Annotated in this window: 17 protein-coding genes; 7 read left to right on the top strand and 10 right to left on the bottom strand. The window is 60.4% G+C overall.

The genetic code is table 11. From position 1 onward, the window contains the following. Positions 1-51: 51 nt before the first annotated feature. Both BBI10_RS01035 and BBI10_RS01040 read left to right on the top strand, forming a co-directional pair. A complete protein-coding gene (locus tag BBI10_RS01035; protein ID WP_065986167.1) occupies positions 52-561 on the top strand; it encodes a peptidylprolyl isomerase in 510 nt (169 codons plus the stop codon). Between the two features lie 2 nt (positions 562-563). Continuing rightward, positions 564-1,193: a glutathione S-transferase gene (locus BBI10_RS01040; RefSeq protein ID WP_065986168.1), complete on the top strand. Its 630-nt coding sequence runs from the start codon at positions 564-566 to the stop codon at positions 1,191-1,193. Between the two features lie 35 nt (positions 1,194-1,228). Here the strand turns inward: BBI10_RS01040 and BBI10_RS01045 are convergent, their stop codons facing one another. The 8 genes from BBI10_RS01045 to BBI10_RS01080 form a co-directional block, all read right to left on the bottom strand. Beyond that, positions 1,229-1,459 (bottom strand): hypothetical protein, encoded by a 231-nt coding sequence (locus BBI10_RS01045; RefSeq protein WP_065986169.1) that lies wholly within the window; start codon positions 1,457-1,459, stop codon positions 1,229-1,231. Beyond that, entirely contained in the window at positions 1,456-1,647 is a 192-nt protein-coding gene (locus BBI10_RS01050; protein ID WP_065986170.1) for a hypothetical protein, read from the bottom strand. Before BBI10_RS01050 ends, BBI10_RS01045 begins: the two co-directional genes overlap by 4 nt. A gap of 565 nt (positions 1,648-2,212) precedes the next feature. Next, on the bottom strand, positions 2,213-2,395 hold the full coding sequence (locus BBI10_RS01055; protein WP_065986171.1) for a hypothetical protein: 183 nt from the start codon (positions 2,393-2,395) through the stop codon (positions 2,213-2,215). Between the two features lie 196 nt (positions 2,396-2,591). After that, the gene (locus BBI10_RS01060) at positions 2,592-3,761 is read right to left on the bottom strand and encodes a lactonase family protein (RefSeq protein WP_065986172.1); all 1,170 of its coding nucleotides are present in this window, start codon (positions 3,759-3,761) and stop codon (positions 2,592-2,594) included. A 254-nt stretch (positions 3,762-4,015) separates the two neighbouring features. After that, positions 4,016-4,315: a DUF5629 family protein gene (locus BBI10_RS01065; protein WP_065986173.1), complete on the bottom strand. Its 300-nt coding sequence runs from the start codon at positions 4,313-4,315 to the stop codon at positions 4,016-4,018. Positions 4,316-4,398: 83 nt separating this feature from the next. Continuing rightward, positions 4,399-5,724 carry an MFS transporter gene (locus BBI10_RS01070; RefSeq protein ID WP_065986174.1) on the bottom strand — a complete coding sequence of 442 codons (1,326 nt, stop codon included), beginning with the start codon at positions 5,722-5,724 and terminating at the stop codon, positions 4,399-4,401. Between the two features lie 97 nt (positions 5,725-5,821). Further along, the gene (gene araD1, locus BBI10_RS01075) at positions 5,822-6,814 is read right to left on the bottom strand and encodes an AraD1 family protein (RefSeq protein ID WP_065986175.1); all 993 of its coding nucleotides are present in this window, start codon (positions 6,812-6,814) and stop codon (positions 5,822-5,824) included. Between the two features lie 51 nt (positions 6,815-6,865). Next, positions 6,866-8,182, bottom strand: coding sequence for an MFS transporter (locus BBI10_RS01080; RefSeq protein ID WP_065986176.1), 1,317 nt, complete (start codon positions 8,180-8,182; stop codon positions 6,866-6,868). Positions 8,183-8,412: 230 nt separating this feature from the next. Here BBI10_RS01080 and BBI10_RS01085 point away from each other — a divergent pair, with 230 nt between their 5' ends. Both BBI10_RS01085 and BBI10_RS01090 read left to right on the top strand, forming a co-directional pair. Next, complete coding sequence (locus tag BBI10_RS01085) at positions 8,413-10,155, top strand: IlvD/Edd family dehydratase (protein ID WP_065986177.1); 1,743 nt, start codon at positions 8,413-8,415, stop codon at positions 10,153-10,155. A 118-nt stretch (positions 10,156-10,273) separates the two neighbouring features. Further along, positions 10,274-10,996 carry a FadR/GntR family transcriptional regulator gene (locus tag BBI10_RS01090; RefSeq protein WP_065986178.1) on the top strand — a complete coding sequence of 241 codons (723 nt, stop codon included), beginning with the start codon at positions 10,274-10,276 and terminating at the stop codon, positions 10,994-10,996. An 89-nt stretch (positions 10,997-11,085) separates the two neighbouring features. Here BBI10_RS01090 and BBI10_RS01095 read toward each other — a convergent pair whose 3' ends face one another. Both BBI10_RS01095 and BBI10_RS01100 read right to left on the bottom strand, forming a co-directional pair. After that, entirely contained in the window at positions 11,086-11,778 is a 693-nt protein-coding gene (locus tag BBI10_RS01095) for a sensor histidine kinase (RefSeq protein ID WP_065986179.1), read from the bottom strand. Further along, positions 11,775-13,379: a response regulator gene (locus BBI10_RS01100; protein ID WP_065986180.1), complete on the bottom strand. Its 1,605-nt coding sequence runs from the start codon at positions 13,377-13,379 to the stop codon at positions 11,775-11,777. Before BBI10_RS01100 ends, BBI10_RS01095 begins: the two co-directional genes overlap by 4 nt. Before the next feature lie 309 nt (positions 13,380-13,688). On the opposite strand from BBI10_RS01100, the gene BBI10_RS01105 reads away from it, so the two are divergent. The 3 genes from BBI10_RS01105 (at position 13,689) to BBI10_RS01115 (ending at position 18,148) form a co-directional block, all read left to right on the top strand. After that, positions 13,689-15,329 (top strand): methyl-accepting chemotaxis protein, encoded by a 1,641-nt coding sequence (locus BBI10_RS01105; protein ID WP_065986181.1) that lies wholly within the window; start codon positions 13,689-13,691, stop codon positions 15,327-15,329. Positions 15,330-15,707: 378 nt separating this feature from the next. Next, complete coding sequence (mqo, locus tag BBI10_RS01110; RefSeq protein ID WP_065986182.1) at positions 15,708-17,348, top strand: malate dehydrogenase (quinone); 1,641 nt, start codon at positions 15,708-15,710, stop codon at positions 17,346-17,348. A 203-nt stretch (positions 17,349-17,551) separates the two neighbouring features. Beyond that, on the top strand, positions 17,552-18,148 hold the full coding sequence (locus BBI10_RS01115; protein WP_065986183.1) for a chemotaxis protein CheB: 597 nt from the start codon (positions 17,552-17,554) through the stop codon (positions 18,146-18,148). Positions 18,149-18,158: the final 10 nt, after the last annotated feature.

The following is an 18,158-nucleotide window of genomic DNA, read 5'->3' on the forward strand; positions in this document are numbered from 1 at the left end:
GTATCCCTTGCGCGGCAGCAGTCGCGCCAAACTCGAAAGAAGGTAAACCACGTGGCAAATTCCAAAGTATTTTTCGACATCACTGCCAACGACGAGCCAATGGGTCGCATCGTCATGGAACTGCACAACGACGTCGTTCCGAAAACCGCTGAAAACTTCCGCGCCCTGTGCACCGGCGAGAAAGGCGATGGCCTGAGCTACAAGGGTTCGTCGTTCCACCGCGTGATCCAGAACTTCATGCTGCAGGGCGGTGATTTCACCAACCACAACGGCACTGGCGGCAAGTCGATCTACGGCAACAAGTTCGAAGACGAAAACTTCACCCTCAAGCACACCGCCCCGGGTGACCTGTCGATGGCCAACGCTGGCCCGAACACCAACGGCAGCCAGTTCTTCATCACCACCATCGTCACCGAATGGCTGGACGGCAAACACGTCGTGTTCGGCAAAGTCGTTGAAGGCATGGAGGTGGTCAAGGCCATCGAAGCGCTGGGTTCGCAATCCGGCCGCACCAGCAAGAAAGTCATCATCGCCGACTGCGGCGAACTGACCGAGGCCTGAGCATGACGTCGGCGCCTCACGCTGAATCGACGGTGCCGACGCTCTACTCGTTCCGCCGCTGCCCCTACGCCATGCGCGCCCGCATGGCGCTGGGGTATTGCGGCGTACCGGTGCATACCGTGGAAGTCAGCCTCAAGGCCAAACCGGCCGAGATGCTCGAACGCTCACCCAAAGGCACGGTGCCGGTTCTGGTGCTGCAAGACCGGGTGCTGGAGCAAAGTCTGGACATCATGCATTGGGCCCTGGCGCAGCATGACCCGGACGATTGGTCCCTGGCCGACGACGTCGACGGGCAGCGGCAGATCGCCGAGCTGATCGCGGAAAACGACGGCAGCTTCAAGCAGGATCTGGATCACTACAAATACGCCGTGCGGTATCCCGAATTCACCCAGGAAGAATACCGCCAGCGGGGTGAGGATTTTCTGCACAGGCTGAACGAATTACTGGCGTCACGGGACTTTCTGATCACCGATCGACTGACCCTCGCCGACATCGCCATAGCGCCGTTCATACGGCAGTTCTGCGCGGTGGATGCGGACTGGTTCTGGCAAAGCCCCTACCCCAACCTACAACGCTGGTTACAGCGATTTCTCGCATCGGACCTGTTCATCACCGCGATGGCCAAGGGCTGATTGCAACCGCGTTGGTTAATAGCCAAACCCTTTCGCTACACCACTTCCATCTGAAAGATCGGCGAAATCATTTCGCTGTGCCGTGGCGGCGGGTTGCCGGCGTTGAGCTTCTGCGAGCGCTGCATCTCGACCGCTTCCCCGACCTCAGTCTTGAACGCCATGCTGCGTGCCACACCGCCCACCGAACCTTCGCCATGGCCGAGCAATGAGCAGCCGTTGTTGATGAGCGCAAAAAACACAATCACCCAGAAGTTCGCGCCTTTCACGACGCACGCCCCTGGGACTGAACTGCCGCGCGATTGAGTTCAACGGATGCTGTTTGCGTCGACATCTGCGACGGGGCATTGAGTGGTGGGTTCGTGCTGATGACGGTGACCACTGCTATGAAAACAACATACAACGCGATGGCGGTATAAGCGCCGTGTTTGATTGAATTGAGGATGGCAGTGGCCATGTTTGAAGCTCCGGGACGTGTCTGTTTCAGGCGCCCAGAATGCTTGAAGGTGCTCTTATTAAAAAACGATGGCGGACGATTCAAAACATCGACGGGCTTGATTATTCAAGAAGTTAATCAGCTTGATAGACCAACGCATTGGTCCTATTGACATCAATCCAAGTGGGAGCGAGCTTGCTCGCGAATAGGCTGGGACATCCACCAAATCTCCAGAGGCTGAAATGCAGTCTTCGCGAGCAAGCTCGCTCCCACATGATCGGTGCCTGCTGTTGGAAACCGGGCGTCGCCCCTTGAATCCAGCCCACAAAAAAATCCCCATCGCTTATCCAGCAGACGGGGACCAAAGGGGAGGGAATCAACGCTTTCGCGAACAAGCTCGCCGACACTTGATGCATGGCCTGACACGCGGTGGTCAGTGGGTCGCATCAACCTGTAGAAGACGAAGTTGCTCGCGAAAGCGTTTTCCGGCTTTCAGAAAGTTGCAGATCAAATCAGGTTTTTACAAATCCATTCCCCGGCAACGATACGTTCGTTAACGGGGAATGGATTCACTTCGAAGTGCTGTTCATTGTTGAATCTTGTGATCCAGAGCGGCGTAGAAGTTGGCGCTTTGTTGCAGGTACTTCGGGGTGTAACTCTGGGTCGAACTGACTTTCTTGTCGGTCGCTTCAACACTGGCACTGGCGGGCAATGCAACAGTGGCGGAGATGGCGGACGCGGCGATGATGGAGAAGAGATTGAAGTTCATGGTGGGTACCTCGCTGTGGCGTATCGTTTCAAGTCTTGACCGTCGTGGCCGTGGAATGAAAGTTACGCCCGAGGATGTTCTGGAAAAAATCTTTTCTGGCACTAGCCCTTATCACCTGAATTGATACAGGCCCGGAGCCCTTGAGAACCAAGGGCTGAGCCTGCGTCAAAGTGTCGCTGAGGTGCTTGCTCGGGGATTACTTGGCCGTGAGGAAATGAAAGTCGGACGGCGAATCGAAGTCGACTTTCTGCACGGTGTCGCCCAGCAGGCCGGTTTTCGGGTCAAAGCGAACGGTCACGATCTGGTTGCTCTTCTGGTTGGCGATCAGCACAAAGTGGCCGCTCGGGTCGAAGGCGAATTCGCGCGGTTCCTTGCCTTCCACGGCGCGGCGCTGGATTTCCTTGAGCTGGCCGTTGGCAGCATTAATGCTGAACACCAGCAACTCATTCACTTCGCCACGGTTGGCAACGTAGAGGAATTTGCCGTCCGGCGAGGTGTGCAGGCCACCGGCAGCGCGGTTTTGCTGACCTTCCTTGTTGGCGAGGTCCACCAGTTGGGTCTGCTTGAACACGCCGTCGTGGTAGTCAAACACCGCCACTTGCGCCGTCATTTCCATCGTCAGCCAAGCGTGCTTGCCGTCTTTGCTGAAGGTCAGGTGACGCGGACCGCTGCCCGCTGGCAGATCGACCGAAGGCACTTTCGCGGGTTGCAGCGGCTGGGGCTTCTTGGCGTCGTAGTTGAAGACGAACATCTTGTCGGCGCCCAAGTCCATCGCGATCAGGTACTTGCCATCCGGCGTCGGTACCGCGGCGTGGACGTGGGATGAAGCCTGACGCTCCGGATTGACCTTGCTCGCTTCGTGGGTCGCGGTCTGCACCACCGGCGCGAGTTTGCCGTCCTTGCCGACCGGCACTACCGCCAGCAGGCCACCCGGATCGGGGTTCACGGCGTAGTTGGCGACGAAGAGGAAACGGCCGTCCAGGCTCAGGCTGGAATGGGTCGGCTCCTCACTTTTGGTTTCGACCTGATTGAGGAACGACACCGCGTGGGTCTTGGGGTCGATGGCGTAGCTGCTAACTTTGCCGACGACATCAGTCTGGCCCGGCCCGTTTTCGTTGACCGCGAACAGGTGGCGCTGGTCCTTGGAGAGGGTCAGCCAGGACGGGTTTTCAGTGTTGATCACCTGACGCGGTTTGGCGTCGAGCTGACCGGTTTGGGTGTTGAAACCGAGTCGGTAGATGCCTTCGCTGGCGCCGGCGGTGTAGGAACCCACCAGTACGTCGTAATCAGTCATGGGTTTGGCCTGAGCAGAGAGCGCGGAAAGGCTGCTGGCGAGCGCTAACCACGGCAGAAGTCTGGGAGTCATTTGGGGTGTTCTCTTTTTGGAGTTGTTGGCGCGGCGTACGCGCGGGGGTCTCCGGCTATGACAGCGGATTGCGGAAAGTAGTTGCCGACTGGGCGCTGTGAAACCGCGAGGGCATGAGGCTTGCCGGGGTTGGATTGACTTACGGTTGACCGCCGCATGCCCGGGGACAGATTGATTTACGGTGAAGCGTTGTAAATAAATCAGTCCCCTCGATACACACACCTACAAATCCTCTGCAGTGCAACAGTGCGCGGTTACGCCTGCTCGCCCTCTTCGTCCTCATCACTCGCCGAGATGCCATTGAACACCACGATGCGGTGGTCGGCGTTGCCGTCGTTAACGATCCAGCTTTGCAATTCGGCATCAAATTCGGCGGCGTCGATCTGCGCCAGCGAGAAGCGCCAGACCTTGCGCTCGCGGCCGTCCATGCTTTCGATCTGGAGCATGTCGTCGAGGGTAAATTCGAAGGCGTGCAGGCCGTCGATTTCCAGCATGCTGTGGGCGGTCAGCGCGTTCTGGAGTTCAGTGCGCAGGGATTGAGGTGTCGAGGTCATGGCAGTCGTTCGCATCAGTGAAAGCGCGAATGATAGGTGAAAAGACGCCGAAGCGCTGGCCTCGGCGTCTGGCGACCGCAGGTTTAGTCCTGAACCGCTTCCCTGGCGTAGTAACGCGCCGGGATGCCCCAGACGATCAGCGCGATGGCCAGCACGCTGACGGCGAACAACGCAAACAGCGCAGGCGTCGCCGTGCCGGTGAGGTCCTTGATGCGGCCAACCATGAACGGCGCGATGATCCCGCCCAGTTGCCCGAGGGAGTTGATCAGCGCGATGCCCGCCGCCGCAGCGATACCGGTGAGAAAGCGCGGCGGGATGGTCCAGAAGATCGGCATCCAGGCGATGATGCCGGTCATGATCATGGTCATGCCGATCATCAGCGGCAGCAGTTGGCCGGGAAACAACGCACACACCAGATAGCCCGCAGCCGTCAGCGTTGCGCAGCCCGCCATGTGCCAGCGGCGCTCGCCGTGGCGGTCGGAGCTGGCGCCGATCAGCAGATTGCCGATCACCGCGCCCACATACGGAATCACCGTCAGCAGGCCGATGTTCAGCGTATCGATCACACCGGCAGTTTTGATCAGCTGCGGCATCCAGAACAACAGCCCGGTCAGCGCCATGACCAGGCACAGGTAAATGCCTGACATCACGTAGGTGGTCGGGTGCTTCCAGATGTCTTTCACGGTTTGTTTGACGACGGGTTTGGCCTCTTTCGCCATCCGCGCCAGCACCACCTGTTTCTCCTGATCACTGAGCCAGGTGGCGTCTTCGATACGGTCCTTGACCAGCCAGAACACCACGCCGCCGAGCAAGATGGACGGGATGCCTTCGATCAGGAACAGCCAGCGCCAGCCGGCCAGGCCCATAACGCCATCGAAGTGACCGAGGATCAGCCCGGCAATCGGACCGCCGACAATCCCGCACAGGCAGATGGAGCTTTTGAAGTAGGAGTTCACCCGCGCCCGACGTGAGCCCGGATACCACTGGGTGAAGAAATACAGCACGCCGGGGACGAACCCTGCTTCCATTACGCCGATCAGAAAGCGCAGGGTGTAGAACCAGAACTCGGTCTGCACGAACATCATGCACGCGGACGCGATGCCCCACGACACCATGATCCGTGCAATCCAGATCCGCGCGCCGATCTTGTGCAGCAGCACGTTGCTCGGCACTTCGAACAGGAAGTAGCCGACGAAGAACAGGCTCGCGCCCAAGCCGTAAACGGTTTCGCTGAAGCCCAGATCGCTGGCCATCTGCAATTTGGCGAAGCTGATGTTGACGCGGTCCAGGTAGGCAAACAGGAAACAGGCGATGAACAACGGCACGATTCGCCAGCTCACCTTTCGATAAATGCTGTCCTCGAGCGCGTCGACATCGACCCGTTCCAGCGGGATGGCAGTGGCGGTCATGGGTCGCACCTCGTTTTGTTTTTATGGGGGTGTCGGGGTGTGCAGGACGCGGATACGAAAAGCCCTGCAGGAGCGTGCTTCTGCAGGGCTTGATGACTTAAAGCTGCTTGATGCCACCCGGCTGGAAAACGGCCTCGGCCGGTGCAATACCGTTGATCAACGGCGCGCCAAATTCATGCTGGCTGATTTCGAACTTGTCCCCCGGCCGGGTCTTGATGCCGTCGGCAAACGACAGCGTCGCGGTGCCGAAGAAATGCACGTGGACGTCGCCCGGCCGCAGGAACTGGGCGTATTTAAAGTGGTGGTACTCAAGGTTTTCCAGGCTGTGGCACATGTTGGCCTCGCCGCTGAGAAATTCCTTCTCCCACAGCACCTGGCCGTCACGGTGGATGCGGCTGGTGCCCGCCAGGTTCTGCGGCAGATCGCCAACCCGCAGCTCCGGCCCGAACGAGCAGGCGCGCAGTTTGGAATGGGCGAGATACAGGTAGTTCTTGCGCTCCATGACGTGATCGGAGAATTCGTTGCCGATGGCGAAACCCAAACGGTAAGGCTTGCCGTCGTGACCAATCACGTACAGGCCGCTCAGCTCGGGCTCTTCGCCAGCGTCTTCAGAAAAGGGAGGCTGCGGGAACGACTCGCCCGGACGAATGACGATGCTGCCGTCGCCCTTGTAGAACCACTCCGGCTGCACGCCCAGCTGACCGGCCGCCGGCTTGCCGCCTTCCAGGCCCCATTTGAAGATACGCATGGTGTCGGTCATGCCCGCTTCGTCATTGCCTTGCTGGTGCATTTTGTCCCGCGCCGAGGCGCTGCCCAGGTGCGTCAGGCCCGTGCCGCTGACCAGCAAGTGGGCCGGATCCGGATGGTCCAGCGGCGGCAGAATCATCAAATCGGCGCGCAGCTGCGAGTAATCGTGATTGTCAGCCAGGCCCAGGCTGTCGACCTGCTCGGCGAGGGAGATGTGTTTTTCGATGGCCGCCAGGGCCAGCTCACGGGTGCTGGTCGCGCCCTGGATTTCGCGCACCAGCGGACCGTCCACCAGACCGACGCGACGCTGGCCATTGCCCAGCTCGAACTGTACTAAATGCATGGGGTTCTCCTGTTTGGGGTCTACACGGCCGCTCCACGGAGCGGCCTGCGGTTAACGAGAGCCGCGCGCGCTGGCGGCAAATTTCGATTCGGGCAACACGTGCTTGCGTTCCAGAACGCGGTAGACCACACCGGTCAGGATCAGGCCGCAGATCATGACGCCGGAGAGGAAGTACAAGCCGCTGGCCAGATTGCCGGTCAGTTCTTTCAGCCAGCCGATGACGAAGGGGCCGATGTAGCCGCCCAGATTGCCCACCGAGTTGATCAGCGCAATGCCCGCCGCCGCACTGGCCCCGGCGAAGAATCGACCGGGCAAGGTCCAGAACACCGCGGTGCAGGAAAACAGCGAGAACGCCACCAGCGACAGCGCCGCCAGTTGCAGCACCGGAACCGTCAGGTACGCGCTGAGAAACAAACCGATGGCGCCGATCACATACAGCACCGCCAAGTGGCCATAGCGGTCATTGAGCCGGTCGGAGCTGCGCGGCACGATTAACAGGCCGACGATGCCGAAAATGTAGGGCACGGCAGAAATGAAGCCCGTGGTCAGGTCACTGCCGCCAAACTGTTTGATCAGCGTCGGCAGCCACAGGCCGAGGCCATAAATGCTCAGGGTCACAGGGAGATAGAACAGCGCCAGGAGCAGGACGCGTTTGTCTTTCAGCGCGTGCAGCGGATTGCCATGGCGGGTCTGGCCGTATTCTTCCAGGTCCTTTTTCAGCTCGCCGGCGAGCCATTGCTTCTCGACCGGGTCCATCCATTTCACGTCTTTCGGGCCGTCAGGCAGCCAGCGCAGCACCGGCAGGGTCAGCAGAATCGCCGGCGCGCCGATGCACAGAAACAGCCACTGCCAGCCGTGCAGACCGGCCACCCCTTCCAGGCCCAGCAAACCACCGGAAATCGGGCCGGTGATCATCATCGCGATGGGTTGGGAAAGGATGAACAGGCCGAGGATCTTGCCGCGATGGCGGACCGGGAACCATTGGGTGATGTAGTACAGAACGCCCGGGAAGAACCCAGCTTCGGCAGCGCCAAGCAAGAAGCGCATGACATAGAAACTGGTCGGGCCCTGGATAAAGGCCATGCCCATGGTGATGACGCCCCAGGTGACCATGATCCGCGCGAACCAGCGCCTCGCGCCGAAGCGTTCGAGCATCAGGTTGCTGGGTATTTCCAGCAGGAAGTAGCCGATGAAGAACAGGCCGGCACCCATGCCATAGGCCGCGTCGCCGATGCCGACGTCCGCGCCCATGTGCAGCTTGGCGAAACCGACGGCTGAGCGATCCACGTAAGCAATCAGGTAGAGCAGGATCAGGAAGGGAATGAGTTTCAGGGTGATGCGACGAATAAGCCTGAGTTCCTGGCTCATGGATGCGGTCCTCATTGTTTTTGTTATGGAAGCCTGCGGGGATCGCCTCTGCCTTCGTGTGCGCATTGCTGCGGGTGAAGCCGGCAGGGTCGTCCCTCGGTTGAGATCGACTATATAGTATTACTATTTGAGGTTACAACTCTTCCACTCGTGACATTTTCGGCCTATTTTAGTCAGCACCTGCAGCCTTTAGTCTTACAAATAAAGCCTTACAATAAGAGTGCTGATTTATGTCTGATTCCAATAAGAAACCCGTGCTGCGCTCCGCCCAGTGGTTCGGTACCGCCGACAAGAACGGCTTCATGTACCGCAGCTGGATGAAGAACCAAGGCATCGCCGACCACCAGTTCCAGGGCAAGCCGATCATCGGCATCTGCAACACCTGGTCCGAACTCACGCCCTGCAATGCCCACTTCCGCACCATCGCCGAACACGTCAAACGCGGCGTGATCGAAGCCGGTGGTTTCCCGGTTGAATTCCCGGTCTTCTCCAACGGCGAATCGAACCTGCGCCCGACCGCCATGCTGACCCGCAACCTGGCAAGCATGGACGTCGAAGAAGCGATCCGCGGCAATCCCATCGACGGCGTCGTGCTGCTGACCGGATGCGACAAGACCACCCCTGCCCTGTTGATGGGCGCTGCCAGCTGTGACATCCCGGCCATCGTCGTCACCGGCGGGCCGATGCTCAACGGCAAACACAAAGGCAAGGACATCGGCGCCGGCACCATCGTCTGGCAGATGCACGAATCCTACAAAGCCGGGCAAATCAGCCTCGACGAATTCCTTTCCGCCGAATCGGGCATGTCGCGCTCAGCCGGCACCTGCAACACCATGGGCACTGCTTCGACAATGGCCTGCATGGCCGAAGCGCTGGGCACCTCGCTGCCGCACAACGCTGCGATTCCTGCGGTGGATTCGCGCCGTTACGTACTGGCGCACATGTCCGGCATGCGGGCTGTTCAGATGGTCAACGAAGACCTGCGCCTGTCAAAAATCCTGACCCGCGAGGCTTTTGAAAATGCCATCCGCGTCAACGCAGCCATCGGCGGTTCGACCAACGCAGTGATCCACCTCAAGGCCATCGCCGGTCGCATCGGCGTGGACTTGGAGCTGGACGACTGGACCCGCATCGGTCGCGGCACGCCAACGCTGGTGGACCTGCAGCCTTCCGGGCGCTTCCTGATGGAAGAGTTCTACTACGCCGGTGGCTTGCCGGCCGTATTGCGTCGTCTGGGCGAGAATAATCTGATCCCCCATCCCGACGCCTTGACCGCCAACGGCAAGACGCTGTGGGAAAACGTGCAGAACTCGCCAATCTATGGCGACGATGAAGTCATCCGCGCCATCGACAATCCGCTGGTCGCCGACGGCGGCATCTGCGTGCTGCGCGGCAACCTTGCGCCACTGGGCGCGGTGCTCAAGCCATCCGCCGCCACGCCTGCGCTGATGAAGCACCGGGGTCGGGCGGTGGTGTTCGAAAACTTCGACATGTACAAGGCACGCATCAACGATCCGGATCTGGACGTCGACGCCAGCAGCATCCTCGTGATGAAGAACTGCGGGCCGAAGGGTTATCCAGGCATGGCCGAAGTCGGCAATATGGGCCTGCCGGCCAAGCTGCTGGCCCAGGGCGTGACCGACATGGTGCGGATTTCCGATGCGCGCATGAGCGGCACGGCATACGGCACGGTGGTTTTGCACGTGGCGCCCGAGGCCGCAGCCGGAGGTCCGCTGGCGGTGGTGCAGGAAGGTGATTTCATCGAACTGGATTGCGCGACCGGCCGTTTGCACCTGGACATTCCGGAAGCGGAACTGACCGCGCGCCTGGCCGATTGGCAAGCGCCGCCACAGTTGTTGATCGGCGGATACCGTCAGTTGTACATCGACCATGTGATGCAGGCGGATCAGGGTTGCGATTTTGACTTCCTGGTGGGTATGCGCGGCTCGGAAGTGCCACGGCATTCCCATTGATTAGGAGCCATTGATTGAATGCGCCACGCCCTTACAGGTGGAGGCAGAGTCCACCCTCGCGCTCTGTCGCCAATGCTATGATGCGCCGCATTCACCGCTCAGGATTGCCCCGCGCCCCATGGATTACCGTAAGCCCTCCGACCGTAAAAGCATGCACTCGCGCATTGTCCAGGACATCGGCATGCAGATTGTCTCGGGCCGCTTCAAGCCTGATGACAAACTCCCCGCCGAAGCCTTGCTTTGTGAAGAATATGCCGTCAGTCGTCCGGTGCTGCGCGAAGCCACGCGGGTGTTGGTCGCCAAAGGGCTGGTGTATTCCCGGCCGAGGGTGGGCACGGTGGTCAAGCCGCGCCGGGAGTGGCACATTCTTGATCCGGACGTGCTGCACTGGCTGATGCAAAGCTCGCCGCAGAATGAATTTTTCGCCCTGCTCACCAGCGTGCGCAGCATCATCGAACCGGCTGCCGCCGCGCTCGCTGCGCAACACGCGACCCCCGAAGACCTTGCGTCCATCGGCGAAGCCTACGACCGCATGGCCGCCGCGCCCACCGTCGAGGACGTGCTGCAACCGGACCTCGATTTCCACAGCCGCATTGCCGACGCCACCCACAACGACCTGCTCGCGCACTTGTGCAACATGCTGTCGCTGGCACTGCGCGAGGCGTTGAAGCATTCCAACAAGCGCCCGAACCTGCACGAACTGGCCCTGCCCCGTCATCGTGCGATCCTCACCGCCATCGAAAACCGCGATGCGCTGGGTGCCCATCACGCCACGCTGGTGCAACTGGACGATGCACGCAACGCGCTGAATGTGGTGTTGGGGCAAGGCGTGAAGCTTTAACGCCACAAAACGACGCGTGCACTTCGTAGGACCGGCTTTAGCCGGGAAGCCTTTGATCTGCTCTCGACCGCAGCAAAGCGCACGCAATCTCAGGGCAGATAAATGCTGAACAACCCGCCGCCCAGCTCGCCGCCGTTGGTAATTTCGATGTGGCCGGGGACGCCTTTTCGCTGGTGCTGCTTGGCGATGTTCGCCGCGAAATACAAACCCAGCCCTGTGCTGCCGCTGTTCTGGTTAATGCCCAGCACGTAGTCGGTGTGCTCCTCGATCATGCGCGCAGGAAACCCCGGGCCGTCGTCGTTGATGCTGATCACCAGCTGCTCGCCGACCTGGCCTGCCGTGATCAGCACTTCACTGCGCGCAAAACGAATGGCGTTGATGACCACGTTGGACACCACCGACCCCACCAGCTCCCGATCAAAGAACCCCGGCAGACCGAAATCGTCCACCGCATAGCGGGCCGTGATGCCGCGGCTGACGAGCACCTCCTGATGGAAAGCCAGCTGCGCTTCGATGAAGTCATCCAGCTCGTGATAATCCGGGCGCAACGGCAACTGGTTCACGCCCAGCTTGTACAGCCCCAGCAACTGCACGAGCATGCCGTTGAGATGAGCGAACTCGTAGTCGATGACGCCCTGATCCGGCGTACCCCGACAGGCCTCGGGAAGCTGCTTGACCCACTGGCCGTGGGCCTGGATCAACGACCCCAGCGAGTTCTTCATGTCATGGACGGTGGAAGCAATCACCATCGAGAAGTCGAGCCCGAGATCCTGATCTTTCATTCGCCGAAAGCCCTGAGCCGCAGTTTCTGGAAACGTTCGAAGCGAGCGTCGCTTTCCGGCATCTTGCCCACCATCTTCAGACTGTTCTGACATTCCGCCAGGCTCGCCGCGTCGAGGTTATGAACGCCCATGTGCAGCAGCGACTGCGCCATGTTCAGCGCGATACTGATGTTCTTCGGTTGCAGGGCCAGGCCTTGGCGGAACAGGTCCTGCGCCTCGCCGAGCTTGCCGGCGCGGTAACAGCGAATGCCCTGAATGTTGAAATCGATGGCCGCCTTGCCCGCGCCCAGAATTTCAGGATCGTCGGTCTGCCTGGCGATGTTCTGCATGACCTGAGGGTCGTCACCGTAAATTTCGGCACAGCTTTTCAGAATGCCCGCGCCAGCGTCTTCCTGGCCGAGGGCCTTGAGCTGCGAAGCCACTGCCAGTGCCGCATCGGCGCTCAGAAACTGCTCCATGCCCTCGAGCCGCTCCATCGCCTGCTCGGTCAGCTTGGCGGCCATTTCAGGGTCGGAGGACGCGACGCTGGTGGCTTTCATCAGACGCGCGCGCACTTGCAGGCCGGCGTCGTTGCCGTTTTCCTTGGCCACTTCGGTCAGGGTCTGGTTGATCTCCACGCGGGTGCGCGCATCCAGGCCGCGTTCGCCGCCACGGCTGATCAGGGCCTGCGCAAAACCCAGGTTGGTTTCCGGGTCTTTGAAGCGGGAAAACTGGCCCTGGGAAACGGCCTGACGATACGCCTTTGAAGCGCCGTCGAAATCCTCGTTTTCCAGCGCCAGCTTGCCCAACAGACGCTGACGGCGCACGGCGTAGGGCGATAAGCGCACCGCTTCTTCCAGCATCTTTTGCGCACGCTTGCTATCGCCGGTGGCCACCAGCACATCCGCCAGCCCGTCATACAGCACCGGCATGGCATTGAAGGCGCGAATGGCTTCTTCGTAAACGGTCTGCGCTTCAGCATGGCGCCCACGCTTGAACAACAGTTTGCCCAACGCCGCATAGGCCCAGGGTTGCGGACGATCAGCGAGGATCGACTTGAGAAAGGCTTCCAGCGGCTCGTGCTGATTGAGGTCACGCAAGGCGTCGGCTTTATAGCGCAGGCAAAGCGGCGCGAAGCGGGGTTCCTGTTGGGTCAGTGCGACGCAGGCGTTCAGCACCTCGGTCGGATTGCCACGGTCCAGCGCCTGCAAAATCGGCTTGAGCAACGTCTTGCGCTGGACGATCTTCTCCAGACGCTGAGCCAGGCTCGCGCGGTTGAACGGCTTGGTCAGGTAGGCATCCGGCTCCCACTCCAGCGCACTCATCACCATCGCCTGGCTGTTTTCGGCGGTGACCATGACGAACACACTTTCATGGCTGATCAGCCGATCGGTCATCAGGTCTTCGAGCACCTGCTGGCCGTTCTTCTTGCCGTCGCCCAGATTGAAGTCGTGGAGAACGAAGTCGTAGCGCTTCTGCGCGCACATCTTCAACGCCTCCTCGCCGGTGTCGGCGGTGTCCACCACCTTGACCCCCAACTCGCGCAGCATCGATCGGACCGAACTGCGGAAGTCGGAAAAATCGTCGACGATCAGAAAGTTTTTTTGGTTCCACGCCAGCATCGAGATTCCTGTCACCGGATAAAAATTCGGCCCTGAGGCACTTGCAAGAGCGGCGGTCTCGTTCCCGACGTCGGGGTAGAGACGGCCAATAGAGTTGCGGCATGACGCCACTTGTCCGAGTTATCGGCGGCAGGGGAGCAAAGCTTAGGCACCCGGCGCGGGAAAAGTGACGCATACGCGCCGTTGCGACGGAGGATCAACGCCCAAGGAAGCGCAGGAGAATGGGTAAAGTCCTCGGCCGTCCCGCCGATATCCAGTCATGCAACGCGTAGCCAACAGCCACAACCCCACCCTCTCCGAGTGCGCCCTATGTCCTGGCTGACCGATCTGAAATTGAAGACCAAGCTCCTTTCGGCATTCTGCCTGTGTGCGCTGATCACTGTAGTGGTGGGTGTGCTGGGACAGAGCGGTATCTCGCGCCTGTACGAGCTGTTTGAAAATACGGTGAGCGACAACCTGGTGTCGATCGCCAAGGTCGATTCGGTCAAGGCCAACGTCATCGCCACCAACCGCGACTTTTTCAAGGCCATCGGACTGAGCGCGCTCAAAGCCAACCCTGAAGACATCAACGCCGCGATCCAGTCACTGAAAGAAAACCAGGCCCAGGCCGAGACGGACTTCAAGACCTACCGCGCCACGCCGCTCGATCCGGATGAAAAAGCCGCAGGCGATGACTTCGAACGCGACTGGGCCGCTTATATCAGCGCCGCCCTCAATGCGCTGTCTGTGGCGCAGAGCGGAGACCTGGAGCAAGCCAGCAAACTGGCCGCGACCAGCGTGACGCCCAGCTATCGCAAGACCATGGGCGAATTGAAAATCATGATCGAATCCAATCTGCGCCAGGCCAACGAGCAGGCACAGGCCGGGGTTGAAACCGACACCCAGGTGACGTGGATTCTGATCATCGGTTCGCTGATCGCGGTGGTGTGCGCCATTGCGCTGGGGCTGATCGTCACGCGCATGATCACCCGTCCGATCTATCAATCGGTGGCAAGCGCCACTCGAGTGGCGGCCGGCGATCTGAGTCAGCCCATCCACGTCGGCGGCCAGGACGAAACCGGGCAGTTGCTCAAGGCGCTGTCCACCATGCAGGGCAGCCTCAAAGGCACGGTTCAGCAGATCGCCACCGCCTCGGATCAACTGGCTTCTGCGGCTGAAGAGCTGACCATGGTGACCGACGACAGCACCCGCGGGCTGATGCGTCAGAACGATGAAATCCAGCAGGCCGCCACGGCCGTCAACGAGATGACCGCCGCGGTGGAAGAAGTGGCGCGTAACGCCGCCAGCGCGTCGCAGGTTTCTGCGCAGACTTCCGAAGACGCCATCAAGGGTCAGCAACAAGTCCAGCAGGCTGTCACCGCGATGAACACCATGACCGTGGAAATCACCGAATCGACCGAGCGCGTCGGAGCGCTGGCCGGGCAGATCCGCGACATCACCAAAGTGCTCGACGTGATCCGCGGGATTGCCGAGCAGACCAACCTGCTGGCGCTCAACGCGGCCATTGAAGCCGCCCGCGCCGGCGAGCAGGGTCGAGGCTTTGCGGTGGTGGCGGACGAAGTACGTGCCCTCGCCCACCGCACCCAGACCTCCACCGGCGAAATCGAATCAATGATCACCAAGGTGCGCAATGGCGCCGACGAAGCCGTGCAGGCCATGGGCAAGAGCCAGGCGATCGCCGTGCATACCCAGTCACTGGCCACCGAAGCCGGCCGGGCACTGGAGCGCATCAGCGAAGGCGTCAGCCAGATGAACGAACGTAATCTGGTGATCGCCAGCGCGGCCGAGGAACAGGCGCAAGTGGCTCGCGAGGTAGACCGCAATCTGGTGAACATTCAGGACCTGTCGACGCAGACCGCGGCAGGCGCCAATCAGACCAGCGCGTCGAGTCAGGCGTTGTCGCGACTGGCCGTGTCGTTCCACGGCATGGTGGGCAAATTTACGCTGTAATCCGCTTGGCGTTTCGGCGCCAGGCCAGCCAATCGTCCCCCTGAGACAAAATGGCGTATTGACTAATTTGACACTCGATTTGTCGAAAATGACATTTCGGGTACAATCCCCGCCCGCCGCAGGGGATGGACCTGATGACCAGGTTCTGCGGTGGATGATGTTTACTCAAGCTGCTGATTCCAATGATCGAATAAAAAGCACAGCGCCGAGGGACATAGAACACGAGGTCGACCTGTTGACTGGCCTCTTGACCCTTCCTCCTCGTTTTCCGAGAGCGAAGCCTGTCTGACGTTCGCGCCGCACGATGGCGCCCGGCACTGCAGGACGTTGCGCGACGAATGCGGCAGGCGGATAACTTTCTATCTATTGGATGATTCGATGTTCAAGAAAACGAGCACCGCTCTACTGGGCCTCGCGATTTCGGCCACCTTCCTGCAAGCCCACGCCGCAGAGAGCAAGAAAGTCGATGTCCTGCTGATCGGCGGCGGCATCATGAGTTCGACCCTGGGCGTCTGGCTCAATGAACTCGAACCAAGCTGGTCGATGGAAATGGTCGAGCGCCTCGACGCCGTCGCCGAAGAAAGCTCCAACGGCTGGAACAATGCCGGCACCGGTCACTCCGGTCTCGCCGAGCTGAACTACACGCCTGAAGACAAAGACGGCAAGGTCAATATCTCCAAAGCCATCGAGATCAACGAAGCCTTCCAGGTCACCCGTCAGTTTCTGTCCTGGCAGGTCCGCCAGAACGTCCTGAAGAACCCGCCTTCGTTCATCAACACCACACCGCACATGAGCTTTGTGTGGGGCGATGACAACATCAAATTCCTGAAAAAGCGTTATGACGCGCTGCAAGCCAGCCCGCTGTTCCGCCCGATGCAGTACTCCGAAGACCCGGCGCAGATCGCCAAGTGGGTCCCGCTGATGATGGAAGGCCGTGATCCTTCGCAGAAGCTGGCGACCACCTGGACGCCAATCGGCACCGACGTGAACTGGGGTGAAGTCACCCGTCAGTACGTGTCGTACCTGCAGACCCGCCCGAACTTCGATTTGAAGCTGTCCAGCGAAGTCAACGACATCACCCGCAACGACGACGGCTCGTGGCACGTTGAATACAAGAACCTGAAAGACGGCACCACCACCGGTACCGACGCCAAGTTCCTGTTCATCGGTGCAGGCGGCGGGGCATTGAAGCTGCTGCAGAAATCCGGCATTCCCGAAGCTCAGGAGTACGCAGGCTTCCCGGTTGGCGGCTCGTTCCTGGTGACCGAGAACCCGACCGTGGCCATGCAGCACATGGCCAAGGCTTACGGCATCGCCTCCACCGGCGCGCCGCCCATGTCGGTTCCGCACCTGGACACCCGCGTGCTGGACGGCAAGCGTGTCATCCTGTTTGGCCCGTTCGCCACCTTCTCTACCAAGTTCCTGAAAGAAGGTTCGTACTTCGACCTGTTCAGCAGCATGACCACCCACAACATCTGGCCGATGACCAAGGTGGGCGTGGAGCAGTACCCGCTGGTCGAGTACCTCGCCGGTCAACTGATGCTGTCTGACGACGACCGCTTCAAAGCGCTGCAGGAATACTTCCCGCACGCCAAGAAAGAAGACTGGCGCCTGTGGCAAGCCGGTCAGCGCGTGCAGATCATCAAGCGTGACGCGGACAAGGGCGGCGTGCTGAAACTGGGCACCGAAGTGGTTTCTTCCCAGGACGGTACCATCGCTGCCCTGCTGGGCGCATCGCCAGGCGCATCGACTGCTGCACCGATCATGATGAATGTCCTGGAGAAGCTCTTCAAAACCCAGGTCGCGACGCCTGAGTGGCAAGCGAAGATCCATCAGATCGTGCCGAGCTATGGCACCAAGCTGAATGACTCGCCAGCCGCTGTTCAACAAGAGTGGAACTACACCGCCGAAGTGCTGCAACTGGGCAAGCCGCCTGTGCTCGATCAGAGCGTCGGCACCAGCACTGCCGCGCCGGGCAAGCCTGCTGAAAGCAAGCCCGCCAGCGACATGGCGCTGTAACAACGCCTGACCGGTTGCATCGATTCCGATGCCGCTGATCACGAAAGCCACGAGACTCCGCGTCTCGTGGCTTTTTTATTGCCCATGATCCCGTCGAGTGACGCGCGAATTGCACGAGGAATTCGTCGGCCGCTGATGACGTGAAAATGAACGGCAAGCGCTTGCGTTGTGTCCACCCTATAGAACCAGTGAGGGGCAACGGTATGGACGCTACAAACACGCAAGTGCTGAGGGATGTTGTCGTCATCGCAGGTTCACGAGGCGCCCCCGAGGCCCTCCGTCACCTCCTCGCCAAGCTGCCGGCGGATTTTCCCGCTGCAGTGCTCATCGTGATTCACACCCACCCATTAGGTCCGGACTACCTGGCGTCTGTGCTCGCTCGGTACTCGACGCTGCCTGTGGACTACGGAAAAGAAGGCGAACCGGTACTGCCGGGCCGTGTGTATCTGGCTCCTGCGGACCGGCATCTGGAGATCGTCTCGCCCGGGATCATTCATCTCGACGACGGCCCCAAGGTACACCTCGCACGTCCTGCCGCCGATCGCCTGTTCGCCACGGCTGCCGAAGTGTTCCGCGAGCGGGTGATCAGCCTGGTGCTGTCGGGCGGCGACTCCGACGGTTCGGATGGCGCGGTAGAGGTCAGGAACGCTGGCGGGTTGAGTTTCGTACAGCGTCCCGAGGAAGCGCCGGTGCCCAGCATGCCGATTGAGACGATGCGAAAAACTATTTTGAGCCCTCAGCTGAGTGCGGAAGAAATGGCGGACGCGCTGACCAAAGCGGTCCGCACCGTCAACAGCTGACATATCACAG

The sequence above is a fragment of the Pseudomonas graminis genome, assembly GCF_001705435.1.
In the GTDB taxonomy this organism is placed as follows: domain Bacteria; phylum Pseudomonadota; class Gammaproteobacteria; order Pseudomonadales; family Pseudomonadaceae; genus Aquipseudomonas; species Aquipseudomonas graminis_B.